Below are 13726 nucleotides of genomic sequence, written 5' to 3'. Positions count from 1 at the left end.
GGCTCAATTCCTTTCGCAAATTCGCAAGGTTCATGTCAGACCGCAACCAGAACGACGGCACCGAGTACCAGAACGGCACCTACGGCGATCGAGGCAGCATACCAACGCAACTGGCCGGTCTCGGTACGGCTCATGGTGTCATGACCGCCTTTGACCAGACGTGGGATCAAGCCGATGGTGCGGTCGAATGGATCGCTACGCAGCACATGGCTGATCGCCAGATAAGGTTTGACGAACAGCTTGTCGTAGATCCAGTCGAAGCCCCAGGCGGCGAACCACCAGGCCGAGAGGAAGCGACCCGGACCACTATTGGCGATAGCCGTTGCCAGGCGACGTTTGCCGAGAAACAGCAGCGCTGCCAGCAGAATACCGGCCAGGGCAATGGCCCCCGAGGCGATTTCCAGGCTGTGCTTGGCTTCGCCACCGGCATGCCCGACGCTTTGCGGCAGAACACCGGCCAGCGGCGGGGTGATCATCGCGCCGACGAATGTCGACAGTACGATCAGCACCGACAGTGGCAACCAGTGAGTAATGCCGTGACCTGCGTGCGCTTCAGTCTTGGCCTCACCATGAAACGCGATGAAGATCAGGCGGAAGGTGTACAGCGAGGTCATGAACGCGCCGACCAGACCGGCATACAGCAGACCATTGTTACCGCTGGCGAACGCTTCCCAGAGGATTTCGTCCTTGGAGTAGAAACCGGCAGTCAACAGCGGCAAGGCAGACAACGCAGCACCGCCGACGATGAAGCTGGCATAGGCCAGAGGCAGTTTCTTCCACAGGCCGCCCATCTTGAAGATGTTCTGTTCGTGGTGGCAGGCAACGATGACCGCACCCGACGCAAGGAACAGCAGCGCCTTGAAGAAGGCGTGAGTCATCAGATGGAAGATCGCGCCTTCCCAGGCACCTACACCCAACGCCAGAAACATGTAGCCGATCTGGCTCATGGTCGAGTAGGCGAGAATGCGTTTGATGTCGGTCTGCACGAGTGCTGCAAAACCGGCCAGTACCAGCGTGACGCCACCGACCAGACCTACCAGATGCAGGATGTCGGGTGCCAGTGCAAACAGGCCATGAGTCCGCGCGATCAGGTAGACACCTGCCGTTACCATTGTGGCCGCGTGGATCAATGCAGAAACCGGAGTAGGGCCGGCCATTGCGTCTGCCAGCCAGGTCTGCAGTGGCAGCTGCGCGGATTTACCGACGGCACCGCCAAGCAGCATCAGCGTCGCCAGCACGATCCAGAAATCGCCAACCTTGAAGTGCTCAGGCGCCTTGATCAGCAGCTCCTGCACGTTGAGCGTACCCAACTGCTGGAACAGGATGAACATGCCGATGGCCATGAACACGTCGCCGATACGGGTGACGATAAAGGCCTTGAGTGCTGCGTTGCCGTTGTTGCGGTTGCTGTAGTAGAAACCGATCAACAGGTAGCTGCACAGGCCTACACCTTCCCAGCCAAAGTAAATGAACAGCAGGTTATCGCCCAGTATGAGGAACAGCATGCTGGCGATGAACAGGTTGGTGTACGAGAAAAAGCGTGAGTAACCGGCTTCGCCGCGCATGTACCAGGAGGCGAACAGGTGGATCAGGAAACCGACGCCCACCACGACACCGAGCATCGTGACGGAGAGACCGTCCAGATACAGCGCGAAGTTGGGCTGGAAGCCATCGACGTCCATCCAGCGCCACAGCACCTGAGTGTAGTGACCGCCTTCTGGTGGTGCGACATTGAACTGCCAGATGATCCAGGCCGTCACGACAGCCGACAGGCCAATGGAACCCACGCCGATCAGCGCTGCGAGATTTTCCGAGATGCGTCCTCGAGAGAACGACAGCAGCAGAAAGCCGATGAGGGGAAATACGAAAGTCAGAAAGAGAAGGTTCATCCGCGCATCTCGCTGGCAGCATCGATATCGAGAGTGTGGAAGCGGCGATACAGTTGCATCAGGATCGCCAGGCCAATACTGGCCTCGGCTGCCGCAAGGCTGATCACCAGAATGAACATGACCTGTCCATCCGGTTGCGCCCAGCGGCTGCCGGCAACTACAAACGCCAGAGCAGAAGCGTTCATCATGATTTCCAGGCTCATCAACACGAAGAGAATGTTACGGCGCACCATCAGGCCGACCAGACCCAGGCAGAACAGGACCCCGGCGACCGCCAGACCGTGCTCAAGAGGAATAGCATTCATTGGCTTGGCTCCTTGGCCTCGTTGCGGCCCAGATGGAATGCCGTGATGGCTGCGGCAAGCAGCAGCATCGAGGCGAGTTCCACCACCAGCAGATAGGGCCCGAACAGGCTGATGCCGACCGCTTTGGCGTCGACCGTGGTGTGACCGATGGCAGCACCGGTCTGGTTGGCGAAGAGGACGTACAGCAACTCGGCAAGCAACAGCGTGCCGAGAATCACCGGGCCTATCCAGATGCCGGGTTTGAGCCAGGCTCGTTCCTGCTGAACCGAAGCCGGACCCAGGTTCAGCATCATCACCACAAACACAAACAGAACCATGATCGCGCCCGCATAGGCGATAACTTCCAGTACCCCGGCAAACGGCGCGCCAAGGCTGAAAAATGTCATCGCAACAGCGATCAGCGAGATGATCAGGTAGAGCAGGGCATGCACCGGATTCGTGTTGGTGATCACCCGCAGGGTGGACACAACAGCGATACCGGATGCGAAATAGAAAGCGAATTCCATCTTTACTTCCTTAAGGCAGCAAGCTCTTGACGTTGATCGGCTCGGCTTCATTCTGTGCGGAGCCCTTGGGCTTGCCGCCGATCGCCATACCGGCAACGCGATAGAAGTTGTAGTCGGGGTTCTTGCCGGGACCGGAGATCAGCAGATCTTCTTTCTCGTACACCAGATCCTGACGTTTGAAGTCGGCCATCTCGAAGTCCGGCGTGAGCTGGATTGCGGTGGTAGGGCAGGCTTCCTCACACAGGCCGCAGAAAATGCAGCGTGAGAAGTTGATGCGGAAAAAATCCGGGTACCAGCGTCCGTCCTCTGTTTCTGCCTTCTGCAACGAGATACAGCCAACCGGGCATGCCACGGCGCACAGGTTGCACGCCACACAGCGTTCTTCTCCGTCCGGGTCGCGGGTCAGCACGATGCGGCCACGGTAGCGAGGTGGCAGATACACTTGCTCCTCTGGGTATTGCAGGGTGTCGCGTTTGCGGAAGCCGTGACCGAACACCATCACCATGCTGCGCAACTGGGTACCAGTACCCTTAACGATGTCACCAATATATTTGAACATGGGTCAAATCCTCACTGAACCGAGCCTGCCGGTGTGTTCAACAACACGATCGCAGCAGTCACCAGCAAATTGATCAGGGTCAGCGGCAGACAGAACTTCCAGCTGAAATCCATGACCTGGTCATACCGCGGGCGCGGGATGGAAGCGCGCAGCAGAATGAACAGCATGATGAAGAACGCGGTTTTCAAGGCGAACCAGAAGAACGCAAGCGATGGCAGGATATCGAACGGACCGTGCCAGCCACCGAAGAACAGCGTGACCAGCAGCGCCGAGATCAGGATGATCCCGATGTATTCACCCACGAAGAACATGCCCCATTTCATGCCTGCATATTCAATGTGGTAGCCGTCAGCCAGTTCCTGCTCGGCTTCCGGCTGGTCAAACGGGTGACGGTGAGTGACCGCAACGCCTGCGATGAAGAACGTACAGAAGCCGAAGAACTGCGGAATGATGAACCACAGGTTCTGCGCCTGATATTCGACGATGTCGCGCATGTTGAACGAGCCGACCTGAACCACGATGCCCATCAGCGCCAGGCCCATGAACACTTCGTAGGATACAGTTTGCGCCGAAGCACGCAGGCTGCCCAACAGGGCGAACTTGTTGTTGCTCGACCAGCCCGCAAACAAGACGGCATACACCGACAGACCGGCCATAGCGAAGAAGAACAGCAGGCCGATGTTCAGGTCCGCCACGCCCCAGTTAGGTGTGATCGGAATCACAGCGAAGGCGATCAACAAGGCGCTCATGGCCACGACCGGTGCCAAGGTGAATATCACCTTGTCGGCGAACGGTGGTGTCCAGTCTTCCTTGAAGAACATCTTCAGCATGTCGGCTGCGATCTGGAACATGCCGAACGGGCCAACGCGGTTCGGGCCGTAGCGGTCCTGCCACCAACCCAGCAGACGACGTTCCACAAAGCTCAGCAGCGCGCCGCAGACCACAACGGCCAGCAGCACGACAATGGCCTTGACCGCAGCAAGTATTGCGTCAATCACATCAGGGGTGAACCAGGTCATTGCGCTGCCTCCTGCAGACCGTCAACGGATTTGCCGAAGATAGCTGGTGGAATGCCTGGCAAACCGGCCGGCAATGCCACCAGGCCGGCGCCCAGTTCTTCATTGATACGTAGCGGCAGTGTCAGCGACTGTCCTGCAACGCTCAGCGAAAGCAGGGCACCTTCGTTGACGCCCAGACGATCGGCTTCGGACTTGGCCAGTGCCACGTATGGCTGGGGAATGCGCTCTTGAACCGGTGCAGCCAGTGACGAGGTCTCGTCGCTGCCGAACAGGTGGAAGAACGGCACGACCTGCCAGGTACCGCGCTCCGGGGAAAACGCGCGTGGAACACCGGAGAACCACGACAGACCATCGCCATGGCTTTCGATCAGGCGGGTGCCTGGGTCGCCGGCGCGCAAATGACCGCCAACTTCGTCCTGGAACTTGTTCCAGGCTTGCGGCGAGTTCCAGCCCGGCGACCAGGCGAATGGCACCTGCTGACGAGGTTCAGCAGAACCCGAGTAGCCTTCCATGGAGAAGGAGAAGGCGGTATCGATGTCTTGCGAGGTACGAGGCTCATGCACACTGATGTTCGCGCGCATCGCTGTACGACCGCTGTAGCGCAGCGGTTCGCGAGCCAGCTTCAGGCCTTTGATGCGGAACGAGGCAGACGGTGCAGCATTGACGATACCGGCGAGTTGCGCAGAGCTGCCAGCACAGGCTTCGGTGACGTGATCAAGCTGAGTCCAGTCAACCGGCTTGTTCAGCAAGGTCGCGCGCAGGGCATGCATCCAGCGCCAGCCTTCGTGAACCAGAATGGCAGGGTCCAGATAGGTCGGGTCGAACACTTGGAAGAAGCGCTGAGCGCGGCCCTCCTGGCTGACCAGTGTGCCATCGCCTTCGGCAAAGCTGGCTGCTGGCAGAACCAGATGTGCGCGATCAACAGTCGGTGTTTTCTGATGGTCAGCAACGATCACCACTTTCGCAGCGCTCAGCGCAGCGTCGACGATTTTGGCGTCCACACGGCGATACAGATCGTTTTCCAGAACCACAATGGCGTCGGCCTGACCGGAAATCACTGCCTGCAGTGCAGCATCGACAGACTCACCGCCGAACATCGCCAGGCCCATGCTGTTGGCTTCTGGCACGATCAGGCTGATTGAGCCCTGTTTGTCGCGTAGCTTCAGAGCCTTGGCAATGTTTGCCGCTGCTTCGATCAACGCTGTCGAACCCAGCGAACTGCCGGAAATGATCAGCGGGCGCCTGGCCGCGAGGAGGGCGTCGGCAATGCGTTGCGCCAGTTCCAGCGCTTCGCTGTCCAGACCTTCAACGGCCGGTGCGCTGGCGTCCAGTGTGTGGGCAACAGCGAAGCCGATGCGCGCGAGGTCATCCGGTGCGGCGTGTACGCATTCTTCTGCGATGTCGTCGAGTCGGGTTTCAGCCAGGCTGGCGATGAACAGCGGGTTCAGTTCATGCTGACCGATGTTCTTCACGGCAGCGTCGAGCCATGGCTGGACTTTCATCGCTGCCGCCATGTCTTCGGCCTTGCCTTTGACGGCCTGACGCAGGCCCAGCGCCATGCGCGCTGCGGTCTGGGTCAGGTCTTCGCCAAGGACGAAAATGGCGTCGTGATCTTCGATGTCCCGCAGGGTAGGAATCGGCAGCGGGCTGTCGTTCAGCACCTTGAGGATCAGGCGTATACGTTCCAGCTCGCCGGCTTCGATACCACTGTAGAAGTGTTCGGCCCCGACCAGTTCGCGCAGGGCATAGTTGCTTTCCAGACTGGCACGAGGCGAGCCGATGCCGACAATATTGCGACCGCGCAACAGGTCAGCGGCCTTGTCCAGTGCCTGATCCAGGCTCAGCTTGACCTGACCATCAGCCAGCAATGGCTGACGTGGACGGTCTGTGCGGTTGACATAGCCGTAGCCAAAACGACCGCGGTCACACAGGAAGTACTGGTTGACCGAACCGTTATAGCGGTTTTCGATGCGGCGCAGCTCACCGTAACGCTCGCCTGGGCTGATGTTGCAACCGCTGGAGCAGCCGTGGCAGATGCTCGGCGAGAACTGCATGTCCCATTTGCGGTTGTAGCGCTCGGAGTGAGTCTTGTCGGTAAACACACCGGTCGGGCAGACTTCGGTGAGGTTGCCGGAGAACTCGCTTTCCAGCGTGCCGTCTTCGACGCGGCCGAAGTACACGTTGTCGTGAGCGCCGTAAACGCCCAGGTCGGTGCCGCCAGCGTAGTCTTTATAGAAGCGCACGCATCGATAACAGGCGATGCAGCGGTTCATCTCATGCGCGATGAACGGCCCCAGCTCCTGATTCTGGTGGGTGCGTTTGGTGAAGCGATAACGGCGCTCGTTATGGCCGGTCATCACCGTCATGTCCTGCAGGTGGCAGTGACCGCCTTCCTCACAGACAGGGCAGTCGTGCGGATGGTTGGTCATCAGCCATTCGACGACACTGGCCCGAAAGGCCTTGGATTCATCGTCTTCGATGGAGATCCAGGTGTTGTCGGTGGCTGGTGTCATGCAGGACATGACGATACGACCACGGGTGTCGTTTTCGTCGGTGTACTGCTTGACCGCGCACTGGCGACAGGCGCCAACGCTGCCAAGGGCGGGGTGCCAGCAGAAATAAGGGATGTCGAGGCCCAGCGACAGACATGCCTGTAACAGGTTGTCTGCACCATCGACTTCGAGCGCTTTGCCGTCTACGTGAATAGTAGCCATGGTTCAAAGGTCTTCGTTGGCCCGTTGTCAGCGGGCGTGGCTAATGGAATCTCGGTAGTACCCGTATCGTTCAGCCCGCAGGCGTCAGCAGGTACGAGGACGGCAGCCCGAACAGCCGCCGACCGTTGTGTCTTGTTATGCGCCGACCACAGTCGGACTTTTACCCGGAACAAGTGTGGACGCGCTGGCGGGCGCTATGCCTGCTTCGAACTCCGAGCGGAAGTACTTGATTGCACTGCCAAGCGGCTCGACGGCACCTGGTGCGTGAGCGCAGAACGTCTTGCCAGGGCCAAGGAAATTGACCAGTCCCAGCAGGGTTTCGATATCCCCCGGCTGACCCTGGCCCATTTCGATGGCGCGAAGCATCTTCACGCTCCACGGCAGGCCGTCACGGCAAGGGGTGCAGAAACCACAGGATTCCTGGGCAAAGAACTCTTCCATGTTGCGCAGCAGCGACACCATGTTGACCGAATCGTCTACAGCCATCGCCAGTCCGGTGCCCATTCGGGTGCCGACCTTGGCAATACCGCCAGCGTACATCTGCGCATCCAGATGCTCTGGCAGCAGGAAGCCGGTTCCCGCGCCGCCTGGCTGCCAGCACTTGAGCTTGAAACCGTCGCGCATGCCACCGGCATAGTCTTCGAACAGTTCGCGAGCCTGCACGCCGAAAGGCAACTCCCACAAACCGGGGTTCTTGACCTTGCCGGAGAAGCCCATCAGCTTGGTGCCGTGGTCTTCACTGCCTTCGCGGGCAAGCGACTTGTACCAGTCGTTGCCGTTATTGACGATGGCTGGCACGTTGCACAGCGTCTCGACATTGTTCACGCAGGTCGGCTTGCCCCAGACGCCTACAGCGGCGGGGAAGGGTGGCTTGGAGCGCGGGTTGGCACGGCGGCCTTCGAGCGAGTTGATCAGAGCGGTTTCTTCACCGCAGATATAACGACCGGCGCCGGTATGCACGAACAGCTCGAAGTCGAAACCAGTGCCCAGGATGTTTTTGCCCAGCAGACCGGCAGCCTTGGCTTCAGCCACGGCACGGTTCAAGTGCTTCGCAGCCGTTACATATTCGCCTCGCAGGAATATGTAGCCGCGATAGGCCTTGAGCGCGCGTGCGCTGATCAGCATGCCCTCGATCAGCAGATGGGGCAATTGCTCCATCAGCATGCGGTCTTTCCAGGTGTTGGGCTCCATTTCATCCGCATTGCACAGCAGGTAGCGGATGTTCATGGATTCGTCTTTGGGCATCAGGCCCCATTTCACGCCAGTCGGGAAACCCGCACCGCCGCGACCTTTGAGGCCGGAGTCCTTGACCGACTGAACGATATCGTCAGGCGCCTGCTGGGTCAGCGCCTTGCGCGCCGCTGCATACCCGTCTTTGGTCTGATATTCGTCGAGCCAGACCGGCTCGCCGTCATCGCGCAAACGCCAGGTCAGCGGGTGGGTTTCAGCCGTACGCGTAATGCGGTTGGCTGGGCCGAAGGAAGTGATGGTCATAGGTAACCCTCCAGCATCTCGGCAACGCCAGCAGGCTGTACATCGCCGAAAGTGTCGTCATCGACCATCACGGCCGGGGCCTTGTCGCAGTTACCGAGGCAGCATACCGGCAGCAAGGTGAAGCGGCCGTCAGCAGTAGTTTGCCCAAGGCCGATACCCAGCGAAGTTTTGATTTCGTCCACCACGTTCTCGTGACCACCGATGAAGCACACCATGCTGTTGCAGACACGAATGATGTGACGTCCGACCGGCTGGCGGAATATCTGGCTGTAGAAGGTCGCAACACCTTCGACGTCGCTCGCCGGGATACCCAGCAGATCGCCGATCGCATAGATGGCGCCGTCCGGCACCCAGCCACGTTCCTTTTGAACGATTTTCAGGGCTTCGATGGACGCCGCGCGCGGGTCTTCGTAGTGATGCATCTCATGCTCGATGGCCGAGCGCTCGGTTTCGCTCAGAGCGAAACGGTCAGTCTGGATTAGCGGGCTATTCATGCTTAGCGGTCCACGTCGGCCATAACGAAATCGATACTACCCAGGTACGCGATCAAGTCCGCGACCATGCTGCCTTGGATCACCGAAGGGATCTGCTGCAGATGCGGGAAACTTGGTGTGCGGATCCGGGTACGGTAGCTCATTGTGCCGCCGTCGCTCGTCAGGTAATAACTGTTGATACCCTTGGTCGCTTCGATCATCTGGAAGGACTCGTTGGCCGGCATGACCGGGCCCCACGAAACCTGCAGGAAGTGCGTGATCAGGGTTTCGATGTGCTGCAGGGTGCGCTCTTTCGGTGGCGGCGTGGTCAGCGGGTGATCCGCCTTGTACGGGCCTTCCGGCATGTTGCGCATGCACTGGTCGATGATCTTGATGCTCTGACGCATCTCTTCGACACGCACCATGCAGCGATCATAGGCATCGCCGTTCGCGGCCAGCGGTACTTCGAACTCGAAGTTCTCGTAGCCGGAGTATGGGCGAGCCTTGCGCAGGTCGAAGTCGCAGCCGGTGGAGCGCAGGCCTGCACCGGTGACGCCCCATTCGAGGGCTTCCTTGGTGTTATAGGCGGCAACGCCGACGGTACGACCCTTGAGGATACTGTTCTGCAGCGCAGCCTTGGTGTATTCGTCGAGGCGCTTTGGCAGCCAGTCGACGAAGTCCTTGACCAGCTTTTCCCAGCCGCGTGGCAGGTCGTGAGCAACCCCGCCGATGCGATACCAGGCCGGATGCAGGCGGAAGCCGGTGATGGCCTCGATCACGGTGTAGGCTTTTTGGCGGTCGGTAAAGGTGAAGAACACCGGCGTCATGGCCCCCACGTCCTGAATATAGGTGCCCAGGAACAGCAAGTGGCTGGTGATACGGAAGAACTCGGCCATCATGATACGAATGACGTCGACTTTTTCCGGCACCTTGATGCCCGCCAGCTTCTCGACCGAAAGTACGTACGGCAGGTTGTTCATCACCCCGCCGAGGTAGTCGATCCGGTCGGTATACGGGATGAAGCTGTGCCAGGACTGACGTTCGGCCATTTTCTCGGCACCACGGTGGTGGTAGCCGATGTCTGGAACGCAGTCGACGATTTCTTCGCCGTCCAGCTGCAGAATGATTCGGAATGCGCCGTGAGCAGAAGGGTGGTTCGGCCCAAGGTTGAGGAACATGTAGTCCTCGTTCTGGCCGGAGCGCTTCATGCCCCAGTCTTCTGGACGGAAGCGCGCGGCTTCTTCTTCCAGTTGCTGTTTGGCGAGCGTCAGGCTGTAGGGGTCGAATTCGGTTGCGCGGGCAGGGAAGTCCTTGCGCAGCGGGTGACCTTCCCAGGTCGGCGGCATCATGATGCGGCTCAGGTGCGGGTGGCCCGGGAAGTCGATACCGAACATGTCCCAGACTTCGCGCTCGTACCAGTTGGCGTTCGGCCAGATGCTGGTGATGGTCGGCACGCTCAGGTCGCTTTCCGACAGCGCGACCTTGATCATCACATCGCTATTTCTTTCAATCGACAGCAGATGGTAGAAGACCGTGAAGTCAGCGCCGGGCAAGCCCCGGCGATTGGTGCGCAAACGCTCGTCCACGCCATGCAGGTCATAAAGCATGGAGTAGGGCTTGGGCACGTTGCGCAGGAACGTCAGAATTTCAAACAGGCGAGCGCGCTCTACCCATAACACAGGCATGCCGGTGCGAGTCGGCTGGGCTGTGAAAGCCTCGGCGCCAAAACGGTTATTCAGTTCAATGACGACATCTTGGTCGTCAGCCTTGTAAGGCGGGATGTACAGAGCGTTGTCTGCAGTCATAGGTCTCAATCACTTCGGTCAACGTACAGAATCAACCCCGGTTCCTGTCTTTTTTATAAGCAGAACGGGCTGTATCAGACTTCGTCGGGGCTGCGCAGGTTGGTCACCTGAATACGCTGTTCGCGGCGCTGTTCCTTTTGCGAAGGCATCTCGGCGCGGTACACGCCTTGATCGCCTACAACCCAGGAAAGTGGGCGACGCTCCTTGCCGATGGATTCCTGCAGCAGCATCAGGCCTTGCAGAAAAGCTTCGGGGCGGGGCGGGCAGCCGGGCACGTAGACATCCACGGGAAGGAATTTGTCCACCCCCTGGACCACTGAGTAGATGTCGTACATGCCACCGGAGTTGGCACACGAGCCCATGGAAATGACCCACTTGGGCTCGAGCATTTGCTCGTAGAGACGCTGGATGATCGGCGCCATCTTGATGAAGCAGGTACCGGCAATAACCATGAAGTCTGCCTGACGCGGCGATGCCCTTATGACTTCGGCGCCGAAGCGTGCGATGTCATGGGGAGCCGTGAAGGCAGTGGTCATTTCCACATAGCAGCACGACAGGCCGAAGTTGTAAGGCCAAAGGGAGTTCTTGCGACCCCAGTTGACCGCACCGTTCAGCACGTCTTCCAGCTTGCCCATGTAGATGTTTTTGTGGACTTGATCTTCTAACGGATCGGAGACGGTTTCCCGCTTGCCGATGGGGTACTGCTCGTTAGGAGCGTCCGGGTCGATCCTGGTGAGATTATATTGCATCGCCAAAGCCTCATTGTTTCAGCTTCGCTTGCCGATTACGGCGACCTTCAGGAGCCCAGTCAAGAGCGCCAACCCGCCATAGGTAGACAAGACCTGCCAACAGAATTGCTATGAAAACGAGAGCTTCGGCGAATCCGGTCCAGCCGCTTTCGCGGACGGACACAGACCAGGCAAAGAGAAAAAGGGCTTCGATGTCAAAGATCACGAAAAGCATCGCGACCAGATAGAATTTTGCGGAGAGCCGCAGACGCGCACTGCCGGTTGGCAGCATGCCGGATTCGAAAGGTTCGTTCTTGCTGCGGCCCCAGGCCTTGCTTCCGAGCAGGCTGGACAGACCGAGCATGAAGGCGCAAAGGCCGACAACACCCAAAAGGAAAATGGCGAAGCCCCAATTGTGGGCAATCAGACCTGTCGATTCGGGCATGCTGGCAGTCCTTGTTAGAGAGCAAAGGTCTCTGTGCTTGATAAAGAGTCGAGGCAGTGACGAAATGTCGCAGCGCGGTCAACGAATTGATTTTATGTGCAAACAGTTGGCAAGTAAATTTTCTACATCAAATTTATTTACCGAATCAATCACAGTCTGCCTTCTGACTGGGCTGCAGGCCCTGCCAGGCGGGCATTGACAGGTTTTTCGGCGATTATATTTCCAGAAGACAAAAAAGGGCGAAACGAAATTTGAATGATAATTGATATCATTTATGCGCTCCGTATAGTTTATGCCTAGTTAGTCAAGCGGTAGTTGTCAGCAATGACAGTTAGAAAGTGCGCCCTTTTTAGCATTTCTGAAAGAGCAGATGATTGTCCAAGGTCAATTCAGGCAATGCCTGACAGAAAAAACAGGCCGCCCCTACGGACGGCCTGTTTTTTCAACGCGTTGCGCGGTGGGTCAGTGGAATTGCTCTTCTTCTGTGGAGCCGGTAAGTGCGGTCACTGAAGACACGCCGCCCTGGATCACGGTGGTCATGTCGTCGAAATAACCGGTACCTACCTCCTGCTGGTGAGCCACAAAGGTGTAGCCCTTGGCGGCATCGGCGAACTCCTGTTCCTGCAGCTTCACATATGCCGTCATGTCGTTGCGCGCGTAGTCGTGCGCCAGGTTGAACATGCTGTGCCACATGTTGTGGATGCCCGCCAGGGTAATGAACTGGTGCTTGTAGCCCATGGCTGACAGTTCGCGCTGAAATTTGGCAATGGTCGCGTCGTCGAGGTTTTTCTTCCAGTTGAAGGAGGGCGAGCAGTTGTACGACAGCAACTGATCCGGGTACTCCTTCTTGATCGCTTCGGCAAAGCGACGTGCTTCGTCCAGATCCGGTTTCGCCGTTTCGCACCAGATCAGGTCTGCATAGGGCGCGTAAGCCAGGCCGCGTGAAATGGCTTGATCAAGACCCGCGCGAACTTTGTAGAACCCTTCATGCGTGCGCTGGCCGGTCACGAAAGGTTTGTCGTAAGGGTCACAGTCGGAAGTCAGCAGATCGGCGGCGTTGGCGTCGGTGCGGGCCAGAATAATCGTTGGCACCCCGGCAACGTCGGCGGCAAGGCGCGCAGCAACCAGCTTCTGGATGGCCTCCTGAGTTGGTACCAGCACTTTGCCGCCCATGTGGCCGCATTTCTTCACTGATGCGAGCTGATCCTCGAAGTGGACGCCAGCAGCGCCGGCCTCGATCATGCTCTTCATCAGTTCGTAGGCGTTGAGTACTCCACCAAAGCCGGCTTCCGCGTCGGCCACGATAGGCGCGAAGTAGTCGATGTAACCCTCATCCCCAGGCGCCTTGCCAGCCTTCCACTGGATCTGGTCGGCACGGCGAAACGCGTTGTTGATGCGTTTCACTACCGTGGGAACCGAGTCCACCGGGTACAGCGACTGATCCGGGTACATGGACTCGGCGGAGTTGTTGTCGGCGGCGACTTGCCAGCCGGACAGGTAGATGGCCTGAATCCCGGCCTTGACTTGCTGAACCGCCTGGCCGCCGGTCAGCGCACCCATGCAGTTTACGAAGTCCTTGTCAGGGCGAAATGAAGGTTTGGCACCTTGCGTCACCAGGTTCCACAACTTGTCGGCGCCCAGTCTTGCAAAGGTGTGTTCGGGTTGAACCGAGCCTCGCAGGCGGACCACATCAGTTGCAGAATAAGTGCGGGTCACGTTTTTCCAGCGCGGATTTTCAGCCCAGTCTTTTTCGAGAGCCGCTATTTGTTGTTCGCGTGTCAGTGCCATT

12 protein-coding genes are annotated in these 13726 nt (G+C 58.6%); all 12 read right to left on the bottom strand.

Going from position 1 to position 13726, the window contains the following annotated elements:
- Positions 1 to 35: 35 nt before the first annotated feature.
- Entirely contained in the window at positions 36 to 1889 is a 1854-nt protein-coding gene (nuoL, locus tag POR16_RS14565; protein ID WP_122381263.1) for an NADH-quinone oxidoreductase subunit L, read from the bottom strand.
- Entirely contained in the window at positions 1886 to 2194 is a 309-nt protein-coding gene (gene nuoK, locus POR16_RS14560) for an NADH-quinone oxidoreductase subunit NuoK (RefSeq protein ID WP_002554020.1), read from the bottom strand. The genes nuoL and nuoK overlap by 4 nt, the downstream gene beginning before the upstream one ends.
- Complete coding sequence (gene nuoJ / locus POR16_RS14555) at positions 2191 to 2700, bottom strand: NADH-quinone oxidoreductase subunit J (RefSeq protein WP_005892646.1); 510 nt, start codon at positions 2698 to 2700, stop codon at positions 2191 to 2193. Before nuoJ ends, nuoK begins: the two co-directional genes overlap by 4 nt.
- Positions 2701 to 2710: 10 nt before the next feature.
- Complete coding sequence (gene nuoI, locus POR16_RS14550) at positions 2711 to 3259, bottom strand: NADH-quinone oxidoreductase subunit NuoI (RefSeq protein WP_005892647.1); 549 nt, start codon at positions 3257 to 3259, stop codon at positions 2711 to 2713.
- An 11-nt stretch (positions 3260 to 3270) separates the two neighbouring features.
- Positions 3271 to 4278, bottom strand: coding sequence for an NADH-quinone oxidoreductase subunit NuoH (gene nuoH, locus POR16_RS14545; protein ID WP_005892648.1), 1008 nt, complete (start codon positions 4276 to 4278; stop codon positions 3271 to 3273).
- Positions 4275 to 6992, bottom strand: a complete 2718-nt coding sequence (gene nuoG / locus POR16_RS14540; protein ID WP_122381262.1) for an NADH-quinone oxidoreductase subunit NuoG — start codon at positions 6990 to 6992, stop codon at positions 4275 to 4277. The genes nuoH and nuoG overlap by 4 nt, the downstream gene beginning before the upstream one ends.
- Before the next feature lie 135 nt (positions 6993 to 7127).
- Positions 7128 to 8486 carry an NADH-quinone oxidoreductase subunit NuoF gene (gene nuoF / locus POR16_RS14535; RefSeq protein ID WP_024689667.1) on the bottom strand — a complete coding sequence of 453 codons (1359 nt, stop codon included), beginning with the start codon at positions 8484 to 8486 and terminating at the stop codon, positions 7128 to 7130.
- Positions 8483 to 8980, bottom strand: coding sequence for an NADH-quinone oxidoreductase subunit NuoE (gene nuoE, locus POR16_RS14530; protein ID WP_005892659.1), 498 nt, complete (start codon positions 8978 to 8980; stop codon positions 8483 to 8485). Before nuoE ends, nuoF begins: the two co-directional genes overlap by 4 nt.
- A gap of 2 nt (positions 8981 to 8982) precedes the next feature.
- On the bottom strand, positions 8983 to 10764 hold the full coding sequence (gene nuoC / locus POR16_RS14525) for an NADH-quinone oxidoreductase subunit C/D (RefSeq protein WP_024670038.1): 1782 nt from the start codon (positions 10762 to 10764) through the stop codon (positions 8983 to 8985).
- A 74-nt stretch (positions 10765 to 10838) separates the two neighbouring features.
- A complete protein-coding gene (locus POR16_RS14520; protein ID WP_002554012.1) occupies positions 10839 to 11513 on the bottom strand; it encodes a NuoB/complex I 20 kDa subunit family protein in 675 nt (224 codons plus the stop codon).
- 10 nt (positions 11514 to 11523) lie between these two features.
- The gene (locus POR16_RS14515; RefSeq protein WP_005892671.1) at positions 11524 to 11937 is read right to left on the bottom strand and encodes an NADH-quinone oxidoreductase subunit A; all 414 of its coding nucleotides are present in this window, start codon (positions 11935 to 11937) and stop codon (positions 11524 to 11526) included.
- Positions 11938 to 12399: 462 nt separating this feature from the next.
- A complete protein-coding gene (gene aceA, locus POR16_RS14510; RefSeq protein ID WP_005892673.1) occupies positions 12400 to 13725 on the bottom strand; it encodes an isocitrate lyase in 1326 nt (441 codons plus the stop codon).
- Position 13726 lies beyond the last annotated feature (1 nt).

The sequence above is a fragment of the Pseudomonas coronafaciens pv. oryzae str. 1_6 genome, assembly GCF_000156995.2.
GTDB lineage: Bacteria > Pseudomonadota > Gammaproteobacteria > Pseudomonadales > Pseudomonadaceae > Aquipseudomonas > Aquipseudomonas tremae.
This window is presented reverse-complemented; position numbering and strand designations above follow the sequence as displayed.